Source organism: Paenibacillus sp. MAH-35 (assembly GCF_058135425.1).
This window is the reverse complement of record NZ_JBYUPU010000009.1, coordinates 215,935-238,688: the sequence shown is the minus strand read 5'-3', so window position 1 is coordinate 238,688 and position 22,754 is coordinate 215,935. Positions and strand designations below refer to the sequence as shown.

26 protein-coding genes are annotated in these 22,754 nt (G+C 54.5%); 3 read left to right on the top strand and 23 right to left on the bottom strand.

The genetic code is table 11. The features are described 5' to 3' along the window. Positions 1-6: 6 nt before the first annotated feature. The 23 genes from AC3Y2E_RS12690 to AC3Y2E_RS12580 all read right to left on the bottom strand — a co-directional run bounded on the left by AC3Y2E_RS12690 (position 7) and on the right by AC3Y2E_RS12580 (position 20,406). Positions 7-942, bottom strand: a complete 936-nt coding sequence (locus AC3Y2E_RS12690) for a type II secretion system F family protein (protein ID WP_379210700.1) — start codon at positions 940-942, stop codon at positions 7-9. Beyond that, a complete protein-coding gene (locus AC3Y2E_RS12685; protein WP_379210774.1) occupies positions 936-2,360 on the bottom strand; it encodes an ATPase, T2SS/T4P/T4SS family in 1,425 nt (474 codons plus the stop codon). The genes AC3Y2E_RS12690 and AC3Y2E_RS12685 overlap by 7 nt, the downstream gene beginning before the upstream one ends. Before the next feature lie 5 nt (positions 2,361-2,365). After that, a complete protein-coding gene (locus AC3Y2E_RS12680; RefSeq protein ID WP_379210698.1) occupies positions 2,366-3,634 on the bottom strand; it encodes a CpaE/TadZ family protein in 1,269 nt (422 codons plus the stop codon). A gap of 6 nt (positions 3,635-3,640) precedes the next feature. Further along, the gene (locus AC3Y2E_RS12675) at positions 3,641-4,369 is read right to left on the bottom strand and encodes an SAF domain-containing protein (RefSeq protein WP_379210696.1); all 729 of its coding nucleotides are present in this window, start codon (positions 4,367-4,369) and stop codon (positions 3,641-3,643) included. Between the two features lie 308 nt (positions 4,370-4,677). Continuing rightward, the gene (gene nfsA, locus AC3Y2E_RS12670) at positions 4,678-5,421 is read right to left on the bottom strand and encodes an oxygen-insensitive NADPH nitroreductase (protein ID WP_379210694.1); all 744 of its coding nucleotides are present in this window, start codon (positions 5,419-5,421) and stop codon (positions 4,678-4,680) included. Continuing rightward, entirely contained in the window at positions 5,418-6,026 is a 609-nt protein-coding gene (locus AC3Y2E_RS12665) for a TetR family transcriptional regulator (protein WP_379210692.1), read from the bottom strand. Before AC3Y2E_RS12665 ends, nfsA begins: the two co-directional genes overlap by 4 nt. Before the next feature lie 43 nt (positions 6,027-6,069). Further along, positions 6,070-7,239, bottom strand: coding sequence for a YhgE/Pip domain-containing protein (locus AC3Y2E_RS12660; RefSeq protein WP_379210689.1), 1,170 nt, complete (start codon positions 7,237-7,239; stop codon positions 6,070-6,072). Positions 7,240-7,540: 301 nt separating this feature from the next. After that, complete coding sequence (locus AC3Y2E_RS12655; protein ID WP_483875096.1) at positions 7,541-7,642, bottom strand: sulfurtransferase TusA family protein; 102 nt, start codon at positions 7,640-7,642, stop codon at positions 7,541-7,543. A 94-nt stretch (positions 7,643-7,736) separates the two neighbouring features. After that, complete coding sequence (locus AC3Y2E_RS12650; protein ID WP_379210772.1) at positions 7,737-8,873, bottom strand: MBL fold metallo-hydrolase; 1,137 nt, start codon at positions 8,871-8,873, stop codon at positions 7,737-7,739. Between the two features lie 31 nt (positions 8,874-8,904). Beyond that, complete coding sequence (locus tag AC3Y2E_RS12645) at positions 8,905-9,300, bottom strand: DsrE/DsrF/DrsH-like family protein (protein WP_379210685.1); 396 nt, start codon at positions 9,298-9,300, stop codon at positions 8,905-8,907. 38 nt (positions 9,301-9,338) lie between these two features. Next, positions 9,339-9,911, bottom strand: coding sequence for a sulfurtransferase TusA family protein (locus AC3Y2E_RS12640; RefSeq protein WP_379210683.1), 573 nt, complete (start codon positions 9,909-9,911; stop codon positions 9,339-9,341). A gap of 173 nt (positions 9,912-10,084) precedes the next feature. Next, the gene (locus AC3Y2E_RS12635) at positions 10,085-10,864 is read right to left on the bottom strand and encodes a sulfite exporter TauE/SafE family protein (protein WP_379210681.1); all 780 of its coding nucleotides are present in this window, start codon (positions 10,862-10,864) and stop codon (positions 10,085-10,087) included. A gap of 328 nt (positions 10,865-11,192) precedes the next feature. Next, complete coding sequence (locus AC3Y2E_RS12630) at positions 11,193-11,654, bottom strand: hydrogenase maturation protease (RefSeq protein WP_379210679.1); 462 nt, start codon at positions 11,652-11,654, stop codon at positions 11,193-11,195. Next, positions 11,651-13,057: a nickel-dependent hydrogenase large subunit gene (locus tag AC3Y2E_RS12625; RefSeq protein ID WP_379210677.1), complete on the bottom strand. Its 1,407-nt coding sequence runs from the start codon at positions 13,055-13,057 to the stop codon at positions 11,651-11,653. Before AC3Y2E_RS12625 ends, AC3Y2E_RS12630 begins: the two co-directional genes overlap by 4 nt. A gap of 6 nt (positions 13,058-13,063) precedes the next feature. Then, on the bottom strand, positions 13,064-13,957 hold the full coding sequence (locus AC3Y2E_RS12620; protein ID WP_379210770.1) for a hydrogenase small subunit: 894 nt from the start codon (positions 13,955-13,957) through the stop codon (positions 13,064-13,066). Next, positions 13,957-14,505 (bottom strand): cytochrome b5 domain-containing protein, encoded by a 549-nt coding sequence (locus AC3Y2E_RS12615; RefSeq protein WP_379210675.1) that lies wholly within the window; start codon positions 14,503-14,505, stop codon positions 13,957-13,959. The genes AC3Y2E_RS12620 and AC3Y2E_RS12615 overlap by 1 nt, the downstream gene beginning before the upstream one ends. A 17-nt stretch (positions 14,506-14,522) precedes the next feature. After that, positions 14,523-14,795 carry a hypothetical protein gene (locus AC3Y2E_RS12610; RefSeq protein WP_379210673.1) on the bottom strand — a complete coding sequence of 91 codons (273 nt, stop codon included), beginning with the start codon at positions 14,793-14,795 and terminating at the stop codon, positions 14,523-14,525. A 23-nt stretch (positions 14,796-14,818) separates the two neighbouring features. Continuing rightward, positions 14,819-15,823 (bottom strand): hydrogenase expression/formation protein HypE, encoded by a 1,005-nt coding sequence (gene hypE / locus AC3Y2E_RS12605; protein ID WP_379210671.1) that lies wholly within the window; start codon positions 15,821-15,823, stop codon positions 14,819-14,821. Next, positions 15,820-16,947, bottom strand: coding sequence for a hydrogenase formation protein HypD (gene hypD / locus AC3Y2E_RS12600; protein ID WP_379210669.1), 1,128 nt, complete (start codon positions 16,945-16,947; stop codon positions 15,820-15,822). The genes hypE and hypD overlap by 4 nt, the downstream gene beginning before the upstream one ends. Beyond that, the gene (locus tag AC3Y2E_RS12595) at positions 16,944-17,168 is read right to left on the bottom strand and encodes a HypC/HybG/HupF family hydrogenase formation chaperone (protein WP_379210667.1); all 225 of its coding nucleotides are present in this window, start codon (positions 17,166-17,168) and stop codon (positions 16,944-16,946) included. The genes hypD and AC3Y2E_RS12595 overlap by 4 nt, the downstream gene beginning before the upstream one ends. Continuing rightward, the gene (hypF, locus tag AC3Y2E_RS12590) at positions 17,137-19,542 is read right to left on the bottom strand and encodes a carbamoyltransferase HypF (protein WP_379210665.1); all 2,406 of its coding nucleotides are present in this window, start codon (positions 19,540-19,542) and stop codon (positions 17,137-17,139) included. Before hypF ends, AC3Y2E_RS12595 begins: the two co-directional genes overlap by 32 nt. Then, positions 19,476-20,159: a hydrogenase nickel incorporation protein HypB gene (gene hypB / locus AC3Y2E_RS12585; RefSeq protein ID WP_379210663.1), complete on the bottom strand. Its 684-nt coding sequence runs from the start codon at positions 20,157-20,159 to the stop codon at positions 19,476-19,478. Before hypB ends, hypF begins: the two co-directional genes overlap by 67 nt. Before the next feature lie 4 nt (positions 20,160-20,163). Then, on the bottom strand, positions 20,164-20,406 hold the full coding sequence (locus tag AC3Y2E_RS12580) for a hydrogenase maturation nickel metallochaperone HypA/HybF (protein ID WP_379210661.1): 243 nt from the start codon (positions 20,404-20,406) through the stop codon (positions 20,164-20,166). Positions 20,407-20,662: 256 nt separating this feature from the next. On the opposite strand from AC3Y2E_RS12580, the gene AC3Y2E_RS12575 reads away from it, so the two are divergent. From AC3Y2E_RS12575 to AC3Y2E_RS12565, 3 genes are read left to right on the top strand one after another with little or no spacing between them, the layout of a single operon-like run. Then, positions 20,663-21,211 carry an RNA polymerase sigma factor gene (locus tag AC3Y2E_RS12575; protein WP_379210659.1) on the top strand — a complete coding sequence of 183 codons (549 nt, stop codon included), beginning with the start codon at positions 20,663-20,665 and terminating at the stop codon, positions 21,209-21,211. After that, on the top strand, positions 21,204-21,911 hold the full coding sequence (locus tag AC3Y2E_RS12570; RefSeq protein WP_379210657.1) for a hypothetical protein: 708 nt from the start codon (positions 21,204-21,206) through the stop codon (positions 21,909-21,911). The genes AC3Y2E_RS12575 and AC3Y2E_RS12570 overlap by 8 nt, the downstream gene beginning before the upstream one ends. Further along, positions 21,898-22,752 carry an ABC transporter ATP-binding protein gene (locus tag AC3Y2E_RS12565; RefSeq protein ID WP_379210655.1) on the top strand — a complete coding sequence of 285 codons (855 nt, stop codon included), beginning with the start codon at positions 21,898-21,900 and terminating at the stop codon, positions 22,750-22,752. The genes AC3Y2E_RS12570 and AC3Y2E_RS12565 overlap by 14 nt, the downstream gene beginning before the upstream one ends. Positions 22,753-22,754: the final 2 nt, after the last annotated feature.

Sequence of the window (22,754 nt, the reverse complement as noted above, 5' to 3'; positions counted from 1 at the left end):
ATTCCCTCACATTCTCCGAATCGATAAATAAATCCCCATCAAAAAAGAAGCGAAAATGAGCAGCAGACCATCAAGCAGCATGTTGCGTCCGGCCGGGTCCAGGATGTAATACAAGTAGGCGTTATCCGCATTCATCTTAAAATTGATAAACAAAAATAAGATCAAAAACAGAATCGATGAGAAGTTGGCGAGCCGGATTTCAAGGAGCCGGTTGCGCTCCGCCTGATCCGCCCGCTGAGCACGCCGCATATCCGTGATCAGATCCTTCATGCTGTCGCACAAGTCGCTGCCTTCCAGTAGCCCTACGCGCAAAATGTTGGCAAAATACTCCGCCCATGTATGGCCGAGACTTAGCGAGAACAGGCGCATGCTGTCTTCCGCGTCGCGACTCGCCGCCAAGTTGCGGTACAGCTGTTCGAAGACCGGCTTCATGGATGACTGCATCCGGTTTTCCTCGAGCGTAACTTTTAATGCAGTCCGGATATTGCTTTGCCCCGAGACGATGTAGTACTGGTAAAACAGCTCCACTGCCGGTAAAAAATCGATCCGCGCTTTCATCTGCAAATTCAACAGCCGCATGCGGAGGACGACGTACGGGAGCAGGCCGAGCATCGCTCCCATCGCTGCAATCCCTTTCACATTGCGGAAACAGACGAATCCGGCGACAATCCCCGTCAAGACGAGCAGCAGCGAGACGAACAGAAACGTCCCGATCGGCATCCGCGATTGGACCGACTCCAGAAGATCGGCGATATGGCGGTACAGCTTGGCATACCGGGATATGAACAGCTCCACCCGGTTGGAAAACGCGGCCTGACGCACATGATTCAACCGGTAACGTGCGACCGCCTGGCGGGTAAACGTCTGGAGCAGCCGGTACAAAAACAAATAGGCGAGCAAAAACAACAGGAGCAAAAACGCAGCTTTGACGACAGTCAGCATCTGGCGATACATCCCATCCGTTCCAGAAGACTGTATCCTTCCGGGTCATATTTCCGAATCCGCTCGGCCGCACGCGGCGAAAAGCCTTCCGGATACCGCCACGAGCCCCTCCCGTAGTCGTAACGCACGATATCCCGCACCGTCACACTGTCACGGCTGGAGTCATATACATATTCCCCGATTCGAAGCAGCTTTCGTTTGCCGCCGACGATGCCCATCTCGAGTCCGATCTGCGTCACGTATTCCGTAATTCTTTTGGTCAGCCGGGTCGGGTTCATCCCTCTCCCGTCAAGCATGCACATATCGGCTATCGCATCGGGCGCATCCTCCAGCTCGTTGACGTGCACCGAGGTCAGGCTTCCTTCATGGCCTCTCGTACAGGCGCGGACATAAATGTTCGCATCGTCGTCGCGAATTTCGGCATGACAGATCCGTTTCGGAGATTGGCGCAAAGCCAGCTTAAACGCCTGGTTGCCGGAATGCAGCGCATCATGCTCGCTTACCTCGTATTCGATGACGTTTTTATTCGGGAAATCCCGCTTAAGCATCAGCTCAAACCGCGTCTCGATCGTTACGATCCGCTCGTGATCCGGCATCTCGGCGATCAATGCCTTGATCAGATTCGTCTTGCCGGAATTGGTAGGCCCGATGACGACCAGGTTGAAGCAGCAGCGGAGCACGCACAGCAAGATCGATTGGATCGATTCGTTCAACGTCTCGTAGTCGGGATGGCACAACGTATGCAGATTGAAATACCGCATCGTATAAAACCGGATCGTCATCGTAGGCTCCGCCGTAAAGCCGAAGCCGGTCAGCGTGACGCGCGAACCGTCCTTCAGCGCCACCTCCGCCCAGCGCTTCCGGGGATTGATCACTTCATTGTTAAACAACACCAGATTTTGCTGTATCCGCTCCACATCTTTCAAATGCTGAAACTTATGCGGAGAAGGAGTCGCCTTGCCTGCCCTTACTTCGTAAATGTCCCTCCCAACTACTTGGATTTCTTCAAGTCCTTCGCGATTTTTGAGCAGCAGTTCCAGCACGTTCATGCCGATGATCTCGGCAAATACCGCTTCGGCCAAAGTCGTATACCGGCGATTCGGCGGCACAATATGGTTCATCCTCCGCTTGGCGAGCTGGTCGTTAATGATCGCGACGAACCGGATTCGTTCCTCCTCGAAGCCGAGTACAGCCCGGTTCAACGATTCGCTGTACTGCTGCCGTTCCTCATCCGTCCGCCCTCTGGACGCGACGAGATACGAACGGATCTCGTCTACGCAGCGATGAAAATCGGGACTATCGCTTTCCTGCGGCAGCCGTTCGACGGCCATCCCGGTTCCATCCTCCGCCGCTTTCCCGGTGTCCGCTTCTCCCCGGCGCATCGAATACGCCAGCACGGAAAATTTACGCTCCGCCATCTTTTTCACCCGCTCCCCCTCGCCTTCCGGGGTTTGGCCGCCGGTATCCCGAGCGCCCCGGTTAACCGGCCGAATATCCGTTTAACGGCCGGCGCTTTATCCGGAGCAGCCGGTTCGATGCCGCATACGGCCGACAGCAGACGGACGATGTCGTCCAGATCGCGGTTAAGCGGATGCTTGCCGGTCAGCAGCTCCAGCAGTTTCCCCTGATTAACCGTCTCCGTCAGATCGGAATATTTGCCGACTTTGCCGATTAGCGAGAGCCCGGTTTCCTTGCGCACGTCCTGGTGCCGGATGCCCCCCGAGCTTCCGCTCCCCTCTGCCTGGGTCAGTATAAGATCGAACGATTCGGCCGCTAACCCGATGACCGGGCATAGTCCGCGCAGCCACCGGTCCGTATCCTCCTGAAAATGCGCCAGCTCCGGAGTCGTCACCAAGATCCTCGTGTCGGCCTGCAGCAAGGCGCATATCGTAGCCGCGTTGTCCCAGTACGCATTCACTTCGACGATGCAGACGTCGAACGTCCGTCTAGCCGTCCGGAGCAGATGCTCGATATCCTCCGCCGTAAAAAATTCCGCCTGTTCGCGAAGCTGATTGCCGAACAGGATGCGCAGATTCGGTCGCCCTTTTACCGGCTCGCAGTATAAATGAAGCCTGTCGGGCCGCAGGCTTTGCGACCGGATCTCTGCGCGCAGATGGTCCAGGCTCGCTTCGGGTTTCTCCAAACCCAAGTAGCGGTGAAGCTTCGAGCTTTTTAAATTCAGGCACAAATATCCGACCGAGCGCCGGGTGCTCGCGGCCAAACGTACGGCCGTGCCGAACGACACGAACGTCGTCCCGATATTCGGAGTCGAGCCGACGAACGTGATACATTGGCTCCCTCCGGCGGCAGCCGTTCCCGACTCCCCGTATATCCGCTGCATCAGCATACCGGTTATCGTCTCGATCGTGCGATGCGGGGGGATGTAAGGAATACCGCCCATCAGGCAATATTTGATCCATCTCCCGTTCTCTGCGGTATCGTGCCGGTCTGACAACATAACGGTCAGTTCAGCGCCGATGGCCGCTTCCTTCACCTGCTCGACATATTCGCAAAACGCCGCATAATCGAAAAAACGGTCCGAAATTACGATATGTCCGAAATCGGACAGATTAGCCGATTCCATGAAAGATTCCGGCTGGCGGAACAAGACGACGCGGTCGCCGCCCGGCGCCTCCCAGCTCAGCCAAACCTCGCACAGCGCTTCGTCCCGCGTAAGTAAGGCAATATGCACCCTCCGTCACCTCCTGCCTGTTGTTTGGATCGAACCCTCCGTAAGCGATGAAGCGGACAAAGCAATGACAAGCTTCGTCTTCTTTGTCTTGCAAGCCCGGTCGATCGCGAGCCACTCTTCCTCGGTCAGATTCAGATTGATCTGGTCGATCGAACCGTTCGCTTCTCTCCGGGAAGCATACATTTTCTCGGCGTCTCCGTTCACCCGGGACATGAGGTTGGACGACTTCGGATTGTCCACCTCGACGTTGGACGAGGATTTGACCGATGCGACCGTAATCTCCTGGGCGAACAGCCTCGCAGACTCTCCCTCGCTGCCGGACAAATACAGCTTGACCCGGTCTCCGGCTCGAATCCCGTTGGACAGCGACAAGATGTACTCCTTAGGAATCTGGAACGTCGACTGGCCGCGCGAAGGCAGCAGATGGAACTTGTCTACTTTCCAGGCCAATACGGGTTCATCCGTACCCAGCGGGACGACCGCCTCCTGACCTGCGACAAGCGAAATATCGGTGAACATCCCTTCCATCAGCGAGCCGGCCAAGACCGGCCTGTAAGCGAGCAGCGAAGCATCGATCATCGTACCGGCCGGTATAAAATCTTTCGGAACGACCACATTCACCGTCTGCTGCAATTCCACCTGCCTAAGCTGCAGCTTGTATACGCCGTAGACGAGCAGCGACGCCATCAAGGCAGCCGATAAGCTGATCAGCAGGTTGCGTCTTTTGTTTACCAACGTTTCACCTCCGCAACGTATAAAAGGACGCAAGACGGCCGGTTTCCCGATCGTCTGCGTCCTTCGCAAACGTTTCATTAATATAAACATATAATAACATTAATGTTCTTTTTTGTAAACTTTTATTTACATAAAAATAGCCATTATCCGCGTTATTATCCAACGCAGCCTAATGGCGGTGCTTCCGCATCATGACTCCATCTTACTCTAACCTAATAATTACCATAAACGGGAGGCGGCAGTCAAGCACTTTTGTTTCTGTTGGCCGGACAGGCCGGAACTGAGGGCGCCGGCATCGTTCCCACTGCTTACGTATCGAACCGGAACCCCTGCTCCTCCAAATAGTCCCGCAAATACGCCCGGACCGGCCGCTTGAACTTGTCCGCCATCTCGCGCGACCAGGTCGTATCGCGCTTGCCGTTCGTCCGTTCGATGTAATATTCCCGCGTCGTGCGGTCGTACTCCTCAACCGATTCCGACTTCTTCTCGTCGTCCTCGTACGTCTCGCGGTGAAGCACGGCGCGCAATGGAAGCCGCGGCCGCAAGGACGTCTCCTGATCCGGATAGCCGAGGCACATGCCGAACACCGGAAAGACGAGCTCGGGAATATGAAGCAGCGGGGTGATCGCCCGCAGGTCGTTCCGGATTCCGCCGATATACACGATACCGAGTCCGAGCGATTCCGCTGCAATGGCGGCGTTTTGGGCGGCGAGCGCGACATCGACGGCCGCGACGACGAAGTTCTCCATCGTACCAGATACCATCTGCACGTCATGTTTCTCGCACGCAAGCCGGCTTCTCCGCAGATCCGCACACCAAATGAGCAGCACCGGGCACGACTCGACATGCTGCTGGTTGCCGGCTATGGCCGATATCGCCCGTTTCGTCTCCGGATTGGTAACGGCGATCACGCTGTACGCCTGAACGTTGCTGGAAGTGGACGCCATCTGGGCGGAGCGGACGATCGATTCGACGAGCTCGTCGGCCACTTCGCCCGGTTTGTATTTGCGTACGGAACGATGAGACTGCAGCAGTTCGATGACCGGGTTCATAAATAATCCTCCGCCTTTCCCGGAACGCCGAGCCCTCTGAGGACAAACACGGCGGCGTCGCGGTACATATTGTCGAATGTCGGCACGCCGTCGCTTAACAGCGGCAGAAAATAATCCGTATTTTTATGAAACAGTAGCGTACCCATAATAAAAAACATCGTATTGTCGAGCGAGCGGAACTGAAACACGCCGGACTGCCGTCCCTTTTCCAGAAGCTCTCTGACTTTTTTCCATACGGGAAAGATGTTCTGCTGAATAATCGCCACACGCGGAGACTGCTTGAAGATCTCCTGCTGGATGATAATGACGAGCTCGGGATCGCTTAAGCGGAACCGTGTCACTTCCTCCACCAGCTTTTTGAGACCGACGATGGGATCATGAAAGAACGGTTCGTACGCTTCCAGACGGTTGCCGGGGAAAAACTGGGCGAACAAAGCGCCGAACACGTTGTCCTTCCCGCCGAAATGGTAGGAGACGAGCGCCACATTGGCCCCCGCCTCCTCGCATATTTGCCTGACCGACGTGCCGTCGAAGCCTTGCCTCGCGAACAGGGTTCTGGCTGCCAGCAATATTTTCATCTTGATATCGAGTTCCGAGGTAGCCATCCGATTCTCCTATCCGATACCGTTTGAAATCATTATGGCGAATCTACTCCGAATGTGCAAGCTTCGGCGCGGCAACAGTGCCGTGAGCCGGAGCCGTCTCTTTACGCAATGCCGTAACCAGCAGCCCGAGCACCGCAGTGACCAGCACAATCAGCAGCAGGCTCCAGGACGCTCCCGCCGCGCCGGGACCGCCAAACAGCAGGTTCATATTGCCTTCGACGGCATAGGTGGCCGGCAAGTAATCGCCCAGCCCGCGGTAAAACCCGTTCAGCAGCTCGCGCGGCACCATCGCCCCCGAGGAGACGAGCTGAGCGGACAGCGCGATAATATTCAGCAGCATGCCCGCATTGCCGAGCAGCAGCAGAAACAGCTGGGAGAAAAATAAAAACGCGAGCAGACACAGCGTCAAAAATCCCCATAACGTCATAAACCCGTGAACGGACTGACCGCCGAGCAACAGCACCAAGGACGTGCCTACAAGCGCGGTAACGACCGCCGCGATCCCATTCAGCACCGCCCTGGCGGCAAATTTGCTCCACTTGCCCGCCTGCGCTCCGATCAAATTCGAAGACTGCTGCAGGTTCATTCCCATAATCATCGAGCCTACATACGACGCAAGCACGAGCATCATCGGCACCATCTGATTGCTCATGCCGGACACGGGGTTCGTAAATTGAATGCTGGAGGTCACACGCTCCGACAAAGCTTGGGCCGTGCTCTGCGCCTGAGCCGCCGGAACGTTCATCTGTGTCAGCACGGCCTGCGCTCCGGCCGCGATCGCCTGCTTGTTGACGGTTGCCGTTACGCCGGCGGCGACGCTGGACATCATACTTTTGATCAGCGCGGGATTCGATTCATTGATCCAATATTGCAGTTCGGTTTTCTGACCCGGCGTTTGCAGCTGGGCGGATAAAGTAGAGGGCAGATGCAGAACCATCTGAACGTTCCGCTCCTCCAGCTTCTGCTTGGCCGCATCGAGACCGCTCTCCGTCACGATCTGAACGGGAAGCTGCTGCCCGAGCTGCTCCGCCAGCTGCCGGCCGATCCCGGCGTCCTCATTAACTACGGCGATCGTCAAGTTGGCCGTATTGTCCGTAACTCCGTCATATCCCGTCATCCATACGATGCTAAAAATAAGCTGAAACATAATTGCGGTGGCGATGCCGATTTTGGTCGGCGTTTTTTGCAGAAAAGCTTTTAAGGCGTTTCCCATCCTTGTGTGCTCCTCCCGGAATATCGATAAATTTAAACGTTCGTTTTAATTAAACGTTTGTTTAATACAATACCAGCAGAGATGAAAGATGTCAACGCCTTTGCTCCCGTATCTGCTCCGCCAAATGAGGAGGGCTGTCATCCCGGCATTGATTATCTTTTGTAATTCGCATCCTAAGCATCGCTTCCAAAATCCGCCGCATCTCATCTCCCTCACGCTCCGGCTTGATCCTTGGCTGCTTTAGAAGCGAATGGTTGAAAAAAAGGAGAATGGCAGGTCTCTGCCATTCTCCTTTTCTTTCTTAACCTAATCTTATCCCTTCTTGATCCAAAAACTTGTATACGCCATTTTCCACAGCATCGCTGAGCAAGTTCATGCCGGTACTCTTTGCCCAAGCCGCCACATCGTTATCAGCTCCTGTGCCCGTTGCATGAACCTCGACCACTTGTCCGGATTCCAGCTCAACAATTCATTTTCTCGTTTCCGAGTTACTCTTTTTATTTGTCGTGAACGGCACAGCGGTTAGGGCCGATTTCCATCTCACGCTGCTCTTCATCATTCGGCGTAATTTTCCCCATATTCGTTTGACGAATTTCCTTGTACGCATTCGGCTGCGGCGGCAGGTTTTCCGTTACCGTCTTTCGAAACTCTCCTTCATCCCGAATGTTGAGGCCTGGATTTTCTTGGTAAAGCTTGCCCAGACGCCCCGAGACAAGGCCGCCTTCACCCAGCTCCGTGACTTTACCGAAGTGTGCCGGAAGAACGATCAGATCTTCGGAAAGGTTCTTGTAACGGCTGTAGAGCGTTTCTCGCAAATCACCCACCCAATCCTCCGCAAGCCCGGCAAGATCGGGGCGTCCGATCGACTCCACGAACAAAATATCTCCGGTAAGAAGGTATTTATGATCCACGATAAAGGAGGTCGATCCGATGGTGTGACCCGGCGAGTAAACAGGTTGAACAACTATTTTTTCCTTACCTACATGAATGTCCTTGCCTTCTTCCAGCTTTTCGTATTCAAACGTCACCTCCGCCGCATCCTTCGGAGGCAAGTGATACGTTGCGCCGAATTTCTGAGCCAGCGCTCTTCCTCCCGAAATGTGGTCGGCATGCAAATGCGTATCGATCGTATGAACCAGCTTTACGTCCTTCTGCTTCATAAAATGCACGTAATGATCGATCATCCGGTTGGAATCGACGATCGCCGCTTCCCCGTCCGACAACACCATATAAGAGAGGCAGCCTTTGCCGATCCGGACGAACTGATAAAGCTCCCCTCCGCCCGATAGGTCAGCTACTTTTACCGGCTCGAGATATTCGCTCCACGATTTCATGCCGCCCTCCAAATAAAACACATTGTCTCTGCCGGCTCCTGCAATTTGCTCGGCAATAAATTTAGAGGAGCCTTCCTTTGCGCAAACGACAAGTACTTTTTTACCGTTCGGTATTTTGTCCAGGGCGGGATCAATCCCATCCAGCAGATCAAAATACGGAATATTGATAATGTTTACGTTTTTCCCTTCAATTTTCCAATCATTAAAATCGGATTCGTTTCGAACATCAAGAATGAACAGCTCTTCCTGATTAAGAACGATTCGAGTTACTTCCTTTGCAGACATTTTCTCTATAGTCATAGTTGACATATCAAGATCCTCCTCGTTATTTTTAGAACGTCAAAGTAACATTTGCGTCTTGTGCAAAATCAAGGAATGTAACCGCTCCTCCGACTTCAATGCCATCAATAAAGTCTTCTTTCTTCAAGTTCATGACATCCATCGTCATTTGGCAGGCGATAATCTTAACCCCCATCTCCTGAGCCATTCCGACAAGCTCCGGAATCGAAGGAACCTTGGCAGCTTTAAACCCTTCCTCAAAGTGCTCTTTTCCTTCAGGCATCGGAAGCTGCTGGTAAGCCTGCTTATGAATCAAATTTAAGCCTTCGAAGGTAAAGAAGATCGCTACCTCGGCGTCCGTTGCGACCGCAGCCGTCGCAATATTAAACACCTTGTATGCGTCAAACAATCCGCCGTTGCTTGCAATAATCGCTACTTTTGCTGACATCGTTATAAATTCCTCCATATATAGTTATTGAGATAAATTTAGTCCTGCTCTACTGCCCCGGACCACTCCGTCATACCTTGTATCGCATTTTTAACTTTCTTGAAGCCTTTGTCCGCAAGCGTCTGGCAGGCCAAATCGCTTCGGTTTCCGGTGCGGCATACGAATACATACTCCTTCGCCGGGTCAAGCTCGTGAAGCCTTTGCTCCAGCTCTCCCAATGGAATAGATTTCGCTCCCGGAATTCGTCCGAAGGCATATTCGGCAGGTTCGCGAACGTCCACAATGTTAACTTGCTCACCCGCAGTCAGCTTGTTCCCAAGCTCCTCATTCGAGATCGTATGCGGGTATTTGGTTACTTCCTTCATTTCGGATGGGTCGGACTTCCGGATAAAATGACGGAATACACCGTTTTCTTCCTTCAATCCGATATATGGATGGCCTGTTCGTTTCGACCAGCTCTGAAGATCGGCAACGGAGCCTTTGTCGGTCGCCCGCACCTCCAAAATCTCGCCTGTCTTAAGCTCCTCCATCGCTTTCTTCGTCCGAACTACAGGCATTGGGCAAGCCAAGCCTTCACATTCCAGGGTGTAATTCACTTGCATCGTCGTCATCTTGAATACTCCTCCCAGACCACTATGTTTTCTTGCTTGAAGCTCACCTAAAGAGATATGTCAGTACCCGAAATATGTCCGGATTCCCATTTATCCTGTTCGTTTTTCGCTCTTCTTGGCTCGATCCGCCCCTTCACGCGGCAGTATTTCCTTCGCCATGACATTTCCTCCTCCTAAGTCAAAATATCAAGCCAAATTTTTATGACTGTAGCCGCAATGAGTGCAGCTAAAATCCATTGGAGAACTTTGGTATTGAGCTTCTTGCTTATTTTAGCTCCGATTGGAGAAGCTACTGTACTTGCAACAACCATGACAATCGACGGGATTAAGAGCATATGCCCTCCCATAAATTTCCCCGCGGTCGATCCGATCGATGAAATGAACGTGATCGCCAAGGAGGAGGCAATAGCTACACGCGTAGGAATTTTTAGAATGACCAGCATGACCGGAACCGTGATAAATGCGCCGGCTGCCCCTACAATTCCGGACAGTACGCCAATTACCGAAGCCAATATCGCCGCCAAAGGTTTATTGAACTGAAGCTTTGTAAAATCGGCAGTCTCGTCGCCTTTTTTAGGAAGAAACATCATCACGGCGGCAATAAGCGCAAGAATGGCGTATGTTAGGTTGATCGCGGTATCCGGCAGAAATTTAGAGCCGTAGCCTCCGATAAAGCTGCCGATCACAATTGCGATTCCCATGTATAAAACTAAGGACTTATTGATAAATCCGCCTTTGCGGAAAGCGAACATCCCGGCCAGTGTTGCAAAGAACACTTGAACCGCGCTGATCGCCGAAACCTCTTGGGCCGTAAAGGCTGCAAAGCCAAGCGCCGGCGGAATATACAGAAGCATCGGGTATTTAATAATCGAACCGCCTATCCCGACCATTCCTGATATCAATGACCCAACAAACCCAATAACTAATAGGGTAAGAATCCATGAAATATCCATTTTTTGCTCCTTTCTCTCCTGATTCGCCCCTGTATCAGATGTAGCTTGCTCATTTTATTGAAGTTCTACATGCATCAGGCAAGTTTTTAAAAAACATCCATATACCCACCGGGGTATAAATAAGGGTAAAAAAAGTAGCTTAGCTTTAAAAAGGTTAGAGCATGGATTTCGGATTTGTGAATGCCGCCTTCATCTAAACAATACTTATACCCGTATGGGTATATTGATACTATATTTGATTTTTCCTTTCACGTCAACCCACACACTTGTGCAAACATGAAAAAACCAAAGGCTGCTGCCTTCGGCATGTTTACGTTAATAAAGAGCTTTACTCACTTCTTTCATATGCCTTTATCAACTCAAATATGGCCTGTAAAAGCTCACCGAATCGCTCCTGTAAAGCCTCGCTAAGCTCGAGACCAAATTCGATGCGCTCCGCCTCGATCCCTATGACTTCGGCTTGAAGCCCGGGATACATATGCGGAATCATTTGAAAGAGATGGAGATCGTGCGCCGATATTCCCGGGTCATGGGCGCCGTATTTTTCCAAGTGATAAACGGCGAGCTCTCCTGGCGTCTTGCCGCTCTTTACCGCATCAACAAGAAGAAGCAGCCCGGCGCCCTCAATCTCGGACAAGCAATAATCGATATCGCTCTCCCCAACGACAAAGCGAATGTTAGACTCCGGCTCCAACTGCTGCCGCTGCTGCAGCGCCTCCACCAAAAACACCCCGATTCCGTCGTCCGCCATCAACCGGTTGCCGATTCCAAGCACAAGTATGTCCCTCATCCGAACACCCGAATCGTTTTGGGTTCATACCCCGGACGGTACACATGCGTAGCGCAGGACATGCAGGGGTCAAACGAGCGAAGAATACGCCCGATCTCGACCGGATTGTCCGCATCGGCGATCGGCGCTCCGATCAAAGCGCTCTCTGCGGTTCCCCGGCTCGCCGGAGTGCTGGCAGAGAAATCCCAAGCCGACGGGGTGATGATTTGATAGAAGGAAAGCTTCTTGTCTTGCAGCTTAACCCAGTGACCGAGCGCCCCCCGAGTCGTATCGACCAAGCCGGCTCCTTGAGCGGATAAAGGAATTCCCCACTGCTCCTGCACGGCTGTTCCCGGAACGATTGCATCCAGCAGCACCTCCACAATCTCCGCAACCTTCTTCATTTCCAAAACTCTTGCAATCGTACGATCCATGGTGGAAATCCCATTCCGGTATTCCCCGCTCAGCCACAGCCTGGCGAGAGGACCAACCTCAAACGGGAGGCCGTCGTACCTCGGAGCCTTCACCCAGGAATAAGCGCCCGGCTTCTCCATATCCGGCTCCGGTATCGACTCGAACGGACGGTACGCCTGCGGCCCCGCATACCAGGACCGGTCGAGATGCTCCGTAATTTTTTCCCGATCGAAGGGTTTGAACTGTCCCTGCTGATACACCCCCGGCTCCACATAAAGCGTACCGAGTTGCTCATACCGGTCAAATACCCCAAAAGACATCAGATTGCCCGGTCCGGCGCCGATCTTGTAATAATCCGGATAATATTCCGCTAACAGGTACACATCCGGAATCATCGTTTCGTTCGTAAAGGCTTGAATTTCCTTTAGGATCGATTTGGCCTGCAGCAGGCTGTCGGCCGAAGCCGGCGTAGTGAATCCCCCGACAAAAATGCCGTGATTATGCGGCGCCTTGCCTCCGAACACAGCCAGCATTTTATGGGCCAGCCGGCTCACCCGAAGCGAATCGAAATAGTGGGCGGCGAGCTTGTCGTTCACCTCACGGGGAAGCCGGTAATCGCCGTGATCCGTATCATAGATCGTATTCACCTCGGGTATTTTGACGAAATCGGGCAGCCCGTATTGATAAAAATGCCGAATATGATTTTGCAGAAATTCGCAGCCGTGAATGACGTCCCGCAAGTATCTGCCCTGCTCCGTCGGCGTGACGCCGAGCGCATCCTCCAGGGCTAACGAAGCGCCAACGGAATGCGCCGTGGAACAAATCCCGCAAATTCGCTGCGTCAAGTAAATTGCGTCAAAGGGACTGCGTCCCACCATCATCTGCTCAAAGCCGCGGAACATCGTTCCCTTTGTAGCGGCCTGCGTCACAGCCCCGTTCTCTACCGTCACATCCAGCTCCATAAACCCGCTGATTCTCGTAATGGGATTGATCGTGATCCTTTTCGTCATGTCCCCCTACTCCCTTGTCGTGTCGTAGGAAATAAAAGGCGCCATCCGGTCGGGAAAGCCGAACTGCGAGCACCCGATGCACGTGCTTGCTCCGATCGGCCAGTTCACGTGATCGTTCCATTTCCGTGTAGGGCAATCCACGCGGGTAACCGGTCCCCGGCAGCCCAGCTTGAACAGGCAGTACGGCTCCCCCAGCGTTTTCGAAAATATTCCTTTATGAAAATAATCAAGGCGAGGGCATCGGTCGTGGATCAGGGTGCTGTAAAATAAAAGCGGCCTACCCCGTTTATCCAACGCGGGCTCTCCATAAGCCAGAAGATGAGACAGCGTTCCGAGAAACCAGTCCGGATGGCAGGGGCAGCCCGGCAGCTTGATGATTTTGCGCTCCAGCACTTCGGGCAGGCCGACGCTTTGAGAAGGATTCGGCTTAGCCGCCGACGGCCCCCCGTCAACGGCACAAGCGCCGACGGCGATAACATGAGCGGCTTTGGCTCCGAGCATTTGCGCCGCCTTCAGGCCGGTTAAAGGTTTACCCTCGAAGCTCCCAACCAGTTGAAACATGCCGTTGTTTTTTAAGGAAACCGCACCTTCCACGGCCAATATAAATTTTTCATCCGATTGAAGCAAATCAAGCAATTTATCCAGAGCCCGCTCGCCCTGCGGGATCATCAGGCTGTTGCTGTAAACCAGATCGACCATGGACGTAATCATATACTCGAAGCTCGGATTGTCTCCGTTAAGCAGCGAAATGATATTTCCCGAGCAGCCGTTCAGCTCGAGCCAAACCAGCTTCGGCTTGCGAATTTCGCCGTTTTGAAGCTTCCGCTTCGCTTCCTCGTATAATCTCTTTGCAATAGCCTCGTTCGTCAACGGCTCCGGGGGCAATACCGTTTGTTCCATCAATCGACCAGCCTCCCCACAGGTGTAAGGGTGTTAAGGATCCACTGCTCGGCGGCATGGCAGGAAGCGAATTCCCGGGTCAATTCTTGACCTGCCGCGAGCCCGAAATGAGTGGCCGCGGACCAAGCCGCGTTATGGGTCACATCGTAGACGACGCCTTTTACCGCCACGTAGGCCGGTCTACCGTTCTTTCCGTTAAACTGCGCGAGCTGCTCCCGTGTAAACGTTTGCTGGTTGGTCGAACCGGTTGGCGCGGAAGGCGCAGCGGGCGGGCCGGACTGCGGCATGGGAAGTGAAGGAGCCGGCGCCTGATTTGCAGGGAGCGTTGCTTGATGGGGCTTCTGCTGCTGAGGGGATTGCGGATAGGCAACGGGCCTGCATCCCCCAAGCTGCGTCAAAAACTTGAGCTGCTCGACTTTGTTCCACAGCTGATTCAGGGTTAAATGCTTCATCGAAACGTCGTGAGTGACATAAAGCAGACGAATCAAATATTCGACCTCGGAAACCAGCACATTCATTTGCTGTCTTATCAGCTGTTCGCTGTGCACGTGAAAGCCCTCCCGCATTAGGCTATGGGCGGTGTATTCCGCTGAGGCAAAAAGGTTATGACCGCCTCCCGGCCGTCAGCCGGAGCCAAGGCCCGTTCCAGCGTCTCCAGCTGAGCACGCAGCAACGCCGCTGTCTGCTCGGCGCCCGCTAAGGCCGCCTGCGTATCGGGATCCCAATCTACGGCCAGCAGCCGGCATCGCGCCGTGTTCGCCTCCGTTTGTCTCGTTAATTCGACGGTCGACTGCACCATCATCCGCAGCGCATGCTTGCCGGACGTTCCTTGGCACATCGGACGATCCCCCCTTATCAAATTCAACAAATCCTCGGCAAAGGCGCCCCGCTCATTTTTCCCAGCTCCCTTGTTCCTCCGATCCGGGTGTGAAGCAGCAGCCGGCCCCTTCCTTCCTTTACGGTCCCGATTACGGACGCCAGCTCATTGCCCGGCACGCTTCTTAAATATTGAACCAGCTCTGCGGAATCCTCCGCGGATGCGATCATCAGCACCTTGCCTTCATTGGCCATATAAAGAGGGTCCATGCCCAGCATTTCCAGCGCGCCCCGCACCGAGCCTTCAAGCGGAATTCGCTCTTCCTCCAGCCAAATATCTTGGTCTGCAAGGGACCCGGCGATTTCCTTCAGCGTCGTGGCGATGCCCCCCCGAGTGGGGTCTCTCATAAACCGAATGGAAGGAAACCGCTCCAGCAGCCGCTCGATCAGGCCGTTTAGCGGACGGCAGTCGCTCAGTAAAGGAGAGGCGAACTCCAGGCCGGCCCGCTCGGCCAAGACCGCGACCGCATGCTCGGCTATTCCGCCGTTGATGATCACCCGGTCTCCGGGCCGAATGGCTGCGAAGCCGAGACGGTCTGCCTTGTTCATAAAGCCGATTCCCGTCGTATTAATTATCATCCCTCCGCACATCCCCCGCTCCACAACCTTAGTGTCGCCAGCGATTATGCGAACGCCCGCCTCTACAGCCGTGCGCGCCATAGATTCCACGAGCCTTCGAAGCAAAGAGCACTCCATGCCTTCCTCGAGGACAAAGCCTGCCGTAATATATACCGGCTTCGCTCCGCAGACCGCAATGTCGTTGACCGTTCCGGCTACGGCCAGCTTCCCGATATCCCCTCCGGGAAATTCCAGTGGCTGAATGACGAAGGTGTCTGTGCTCACCGCCATATACGGGGCGGAAGCGGCGCATATCGCCGAGTCGCTCTGCCCCTGCAAACAGGGATCCTTTAGAAGAGGGCGAAATACGTCCTCGATCAGCTCCTGGGTCAGCTGGCCTCCGTCTCCATGCGAGAGCAGAATCGTTTTCATGTAGGCTGCCTCCTCGCCACGGCCGAGACCTCATAATGGAAATAGGCGGAGCAGGTCCCCTCGGAGGAAACCATGCAGGGGCCGAGCGGACGAACCGGCGTACAGGCTTTGCCGAATAATTTGCAGTCGGCAGGCGATTCCTTCCCCTTCACGATTTCCCCGCATCGGCAGCCCCGGATTTCTTTTGCCGCTGGCGCTGCACTTGCTTGGATTTGAGTCGCAGCGTCCAGACTTCGATAAGCGTCCTGCAGTTGCAGACCGCTTTGCTCCATCCGGCCGAAGCCCCTCCAAACGGCCGGAGACACCGCAAAGCATTCCTGTAAAATGCTTTGCGCCTTTCTATTTCCTTCAGCTTTTACGACGCGCGGGTATAAGTTCAGGACAGAGCGCCGGGGACGTTCCATTTCCTTCAGAACAGCCGCGACGCTTACCAGCAAATCGACCGGCTCGAAGCCTCCGATCACCGCAGGAATGTTATAGGGTTTTAGACAATCCCAACCTGCGGCTCCGATAATGACGGATACGTGACCCGGCAAAATAAAGCCGTCCAATCGATGCTCTTCATCTTCGAGCAAAGTCATCAGCGCCGGGGGTGTCAGCTTGTGTGCGGAGTACACGCAGTAGTTGCTCACCTGTTCCGCTTTCGCTCGCTGCAGGCTTAGGGCAACCCCGGGGGCCGTCGTCTCAAAGCCGACTCCGAGAAACACGACTTTATGGGCGCGATGCCGCTTGGCCAGCTCCATCGCCTCTGAAGCGGAGGTGACGACCCGAACGTCGGCTCCGCTGGATTTCTTCTGCTCGAGCGTCGATCGGGAGCCCGGCACCTTCATCATATCTCCGTACGTTGCGACAATGACGTCGCGTGCGCCCGCGAATGCGATCATTTTATCGATATCGCTCTGATCGGTTACGCAGACGGGGCAGCCCGGACCGCTGATCAAATCGACGTAGGGCGACAATAAATCCCTGACGCCCGTTTTGCTGAAGGCGACGGAATGGGTGCCGCACACCTCCATAATACGAAACTTTCTTCCCGCTTTTTCTCTGATTCGGAGCAGATGCGGCTCGACTTCATTAAAGAGTCGTTGAAACCTGGCTTGATCCCGGTAAGCGTCCAGTTTCATTCTTTTCCCAGCATCTCCTTCCATAGCCCAAGACCGTCGACGGCCTGCTCTTCGTCAATGATTTGAATGGCCTCACCCGCATGGACTAGAACATATTGTCCGGGTTCCACGTTCTCAAGCAGAGCGATCCCTACCCAGAATCGAACGCCCATATAGTCGACCTTAGCCAGCCTGCGATCCTCCGCTACGTCAATCACCTTCGACGGTACCGATAAGCACATGCTTCCTCGCCCACCTCCACAATCCGCATAGAGCCTGACCTAACGCAATTCCTCCGTCCCCGGCAGGTACTTCCTTGTGGCCGTAAACCCGAAAGCTCTGCCGCTCCAGCAGCGTCCGGGCTGCGCTGTAAAGATAGCGGTTGCTCCAGACTCCGCCGCTCAGCACGACATCCCGAAGCCCGGTTCGTTGCTGCGCCTCCTTCACACCGTCCAGCACCATGTGGGCGATCGTATGGTGAAATTTATAGGCGATGACGACCGATTCATGGCCGGACTCCAAATCATGCAGAAGATCCCGAACCATCGGCCCGATGTTCCATCCGGCGCTTTCGCGTTCGTACCGATACTTCATCTCTAAAGGAATTGAAGCTTGTGAAGCCCGCTCCCCTTCAAGAAGCTCGCTTAGACGAATCGCCGCTTCCCCTTCGTAGCCCGCTTCCGTGCAAACGTTAAGAACCGCCGAGATGCCGTCGAACAGCCTCCCCGCACTGGAAGCCTCCGGGGACGGAATCCGGCCCTCCAGCTGCGCGAGGACTACGGGAAGTCTCGCCGCATGTTGGGGGAAATAACGGGAAGCGAGCTCGAGGAACGCTTCGTGGCTCCCATCGACTGCAGCATGCAGCAGGCTTAATCCCGTTATCCACGGATGACGAATCGCCGCTTCCCCTCCGGGCAGACGGATCGGCTTTAAGTGACAAACTCGTGTAAACCCTAAATAATCGCCGGTTAAAATTTCAAAACCCCAAAGCTCGCCTCCCGGACCGTATCCCGTGCCATCCAATATGCAGCCGATGACCGGGGAAGCGAGACGGTGCTCCCCCATACAGGAAGCCAGATGCGCATGGTGATGGTAGACCGGAAACGCTTCGGCGCGTGTGCTTCCGGCTTCCGCTGCGCTCCGAGTAATCGCATAATCGGGATGCGGATCGTAAGCGACGATCCGAGGCGTACACGAGAGCAGCCGCTCGAAATGAAGTCTCGCTTCCTCATGAGCAGACAGCCCTTCCACGGTGGAGGTGTCCCCGATATGCGGGCCAAAAAGCGCTTTGCCTTGTACGATGAAGCAGAACGTATTTTTCGTCTCCGCCCCCATTCCAAGCGTCACCGGCCATTGGAAGCCGTTGTCCGCAGCCGGCGGCAGCGGAACCTCGATAGCCGCGGGGACATACCCTCGGGACCTGCGAAGCAGCTGAAAGCCGTCCGTTGTTTCCTGCCCCACCGAGTCGTCCGCACGAACGACGATTTCGCGGTTATGGACAACAAACAGATCGGCGGCGTGACGCAGCCCGCTGAGAGCTTCGCGGTTGGTCCGGCACGTCGGAAGTCCGTTCGGATTGCCGCTGGTGGCGACCAGCCAGCTGAGCTCTCCCTGGAATAACAGCCGATGAAGCGGCGAGTAAGGCAGGAATACGCCGATTCGGGCCAGCCCGGGCGCAATATCCTCCAGCGGCAGCCGCCGAGCCGCTTCCGTCTTGGGTCGCAGCAGCACAATAGGAGCGGCCGAGCTTTCCAGCTCTTGCCTCTCCGTCTCGGAAACCTCAAAGATTTCCATCACGGCCGCCAAGCTTTTCGCCATGAGGGCAAAAGGCTTAGTCGGCCTCCTTTTCCTCCTCCTTAAGCTCACAATCGCCTTTTGCCGGTAGGCGTCGCATATCAGATGAAAGCCTCCGACCCCTTTTACCGCTAAAATGCTCCCCTCGGCTAGCGCTTGGCGGCACAGTGACAGCGGATCCCCGTCCCGGATTGGCCTGCCGCTGCCGTCCAGCACCTCCAGTGCCGGCCCGCAGATCGGGCAAGCCACAGTCTGGGCATGAAATCTTCGATTGCCGGCATCCCGGAAATCGGCGTTGCATTGCGGGCATATAGGAAAATCGTGCAGGGAAGTAAACGGTCGGTCGTAAGGAAGGGAACGGATAACGGTAAATCGGGGGCCGCAATTGGTGCAGCTGATGAATGAGTAATGGTGGAATCGGGAGCCTGCATCATATATTTCATCGATGCAGCTGGAACATACCGCTAAATCGGCTGGAAATGTTAGAAGTGCCGGACGGCCGTCATTCGAGCTTGGCAGAATCGTAAAGTCGGTATCGTTGCGGGGAGACAGCTCCCTCTGCCGGACGGAATCGATTTGAATAGGCATGGGGGCGCCGGTTAGCAGCTGTTGGCGAAATTGGGCGACCTGCCAGGAATAACCCTCGGCTTCAATGGCGACGCTCCCATTCAGGTTTAGAATGGCGCCGGTCAAGCCGCAGGTCTTCGCCAACCGGAAAACATGAGGGCGGAAGCCGACCCCCTGCACGACGCCCGTCACTTCGAATCGGACTCTGATTTTTGAGGTATGAAGTTCGCCCTTCGAATGAGCCAATCGGTCCAAGAATCGATTCCCTCCCCGGTCGATGCGGACGTATGAATGACCTCCACATCCGGATTCGCTTGCCAGAGCTCCTTCCTAAAGCGCGGCACATCGAACGGAACATAGGGCAGCAGATCCGTTTTGTTCAGTAGAACGGCGTCCGCCTTCCGAAAAATATACGGATATTTCTCCACCTTATCCTCGCCCTCCGTCACGCTGAGCACCGTAACCCGGAGCTGCTCGCCCAGCTCGAAATCCGCTGGACAAACCAGGTTGCCGACATTTTCGATCAGGAGCAAATCGATTTCGGCAAGGGGGAGCTTGACGAGCACGTCATGAATCATTTTGGCGTCCAAATGGCACGCCCCGCGAGTGTTGATTTGGACCGCAGGTATGCCCAGAACGGCAATACGCTCGGCATCCAGCGCGGTCATCACGTCACCCTCGATCACCACCGTTCGGAGACGGACGGCGAGCTGCGGGATCGCCCGCTCCAGCACGCTCGTCTTCCCCGCCCCGGGCGAGCTCATCAAATTCACGGCGCATACTTGGTGCATTTGCAGCATAGCCCGGTTTCGCATCGCCCACTCCCGGTTGCCTCTGAAAATCTCCTGCTCTACTGCCACACGTATGACCATCGAATTATTCTCCTTCAATATACTCGATGTAGAAATCCGAGCCCGGGCAGCGTTCCCATATCAGCTCTGCTTGTTCCAGCATACTACCCGGTCTTAGACACTGAAACGAAAACTCGAGAGCTTCCGGCATGACGCATATCCGCTCGCCAATCAGGAGCTTGACCGCCGTAACCTTCGTCAAGCGCTCTTCGCTTGCTGCTTGACCCGCTATAGCGATGATCTCCTGCATCAGACCGACCTCGTGCATGGGACAGCCTCTTTTCAATTTCGCTATACTTCTTCTAACCATATGTGTGCCGGCATTCGGTTATGAGAAAGAGATTGTCGTCATCGGCAATCTCTAGTCTCGTCTTCGTATCGCTGGGGTATCAAGAAACTGCGTTGTCGGTTACAGCTGTTTCCCTCACTCTAAATTACAAAATAAAGTTAAGCGCCTGTTGAAACTATTTTCTTGAACAAAACGAATATATAAATAGAGGACTGGGACAAAGGAGGTAGTGCGGTTGGACGAGCTGCGCCTCATCAAGAAAATCCGGCGAAGTGGCGACCGCACCGCCGCCGATGAACTGGTGCGGCATTACTATGACGAGATTCACGGCTTCGTGAGGAAACAAATCTCAAACGCGGACGTCGCCCTGGACCTGACACAGGAGATCTTTATCTCCATGCTTAGGACAATCGGACACTACGATCCAAGGAGAGGCACAAGCTTCCGGACATGGCTGTACCGGATTGCCGCCAATAAGCTTGTGGACTGGTTCCGCTCGCGCACCTACCGCACAATGGCCCAAACGATGCCGATTGACGAGGTGGAACCAATAGATGATACAGACTTTACGCGGCTATTGGAGAACAGTGATTTGACCGAACTGGTATGTGCTTTCGTAGGGGGCCTGCCGCCGGACACGCAGAAGATTTTCCGGCTCCACCTCTTCGGCGGGTACACGTTCCCGGAAATTGCAGGGATTGTAGGGCTGGCAGAGGGAAGCGTCAAATCCAGGTACTACCGCCTTATTCATCTGCTTGGAAAGGAGTTTGCGGATTATGAATGAAACGGTTAAAAACGCAAGCATCGAATCTATCCTTTCGCAAGGCCTGGTTAAGCCGCAGACGGCAAAGGAACGAATGGGGGAAATGGCGCGCTCGCTCGGGTTGCGCTTCATCTTTTGGGACACAGGGTACAGCCTGTTTTTCGCTATCTTAACCCTCGCAGGCGTTCTTGTGCTGTTCAGTCTTGCTCCAGATGCTTACCGTAGTTCTGCCGCAGTCGCTGTCGCCCCGCTGCTTTTCCTTTTTGCCATTTTGTTTGCCGAAACGTCGGAGCGGTTCGGCGGGCTGTACGAACTCAAGATGACCTGCCCTTATACCATCCGGCAGATTACCGCGATGCGGGTGACTTGCTATTCAGTCCTCGGCTCGGCTTTTACAACCGTTATCGCCGCCGTCAGTGCAGACAACGGATACGAGTTCCTCTCGCTGTTCCCGCTTTGCCTGTCTGCATTGTTTGTTTGCGCTGTCTTGGCTCTGTCCGTTATGCACATTCTGCACGGCAAATGGGTACATGCGGCGTTCCCGGCCGCTTGGGTATTCGTGAACATCGCGCTCCCCTTTTCTCTCGGCGAAAAGTGGGAAGCCATACTGCGCGAAATGCCGATTGTCTTTTCGACTGTGCTCGCCGTATTCGGCGCGGCTGCGCTTGCTTGCCAAATCTCAAAAATGCTGCGGGAGGTTAAAAAACATGCTGTCGCTTAATCATGTAACCAAGAAATACGGCAACTTCACCGCTTTGGAGGATATCAACCTCGAATTTTCAGGCGGCGTGTACGCCCTGCTTGCCCCCAACGGCGCAGGCAAGACTACGCTGATCAAAATGCTCGCTACGCTCATCTTCCCTACGAAAGGAGAAATTCTGTGGAACGGCGATGAAATCGTTGCGCTCGACGCTTCGTACCGCGACATCATCGGCTATTTGCCGCAGGACTTCGGCTATTACAAAAACCACACGCCGCGAGAGTTTTTGATGTATATGTCAGCGGTCAAATGCATGGACCGCGATCGGGCAAAGCGCAAAACCGATGAACTGATTGACCTTGTCGGCTTGTCAGAGGTGCGGGACAAAAAAATGCGCAAGTTTTCAGGCGGCATGATTCAGCGCGTCGGCATTGCGCAAGCCATGCTGAACGACCCGAAAATCCTGATTCTCGACGAGCCTACGGCGGGACTCGACCCGAAAGAGCGCGTCCGCTTCCGCAATCTGATCTCGTCGCTGTCCAAAGACCGGATTGTCCTCCTCTCGACGCATATCGTGTCGGACATTGAAACCATCGCGAGCAGGGTAGTCATGTTCAAAAATCACAGGTTGTTTGCCAACGACTCGCCGGCGTCGATCTGCGGGACGCTGAAGGGCAAAATCTATGAAACGGACGACATCTCCAGCATAAAGTCGCCTTATCTGCCACTCACCGAACATCAGGAAAACGGCAAAACCGTGATGCGCTTTGCGAGCGAACGCGACTGCGGAGATATAGCCCGGAGCGTCAGCCCCAACCTGGAAGACGTATTTCTATATATTTATCGGGATGACGCTTTATGAGG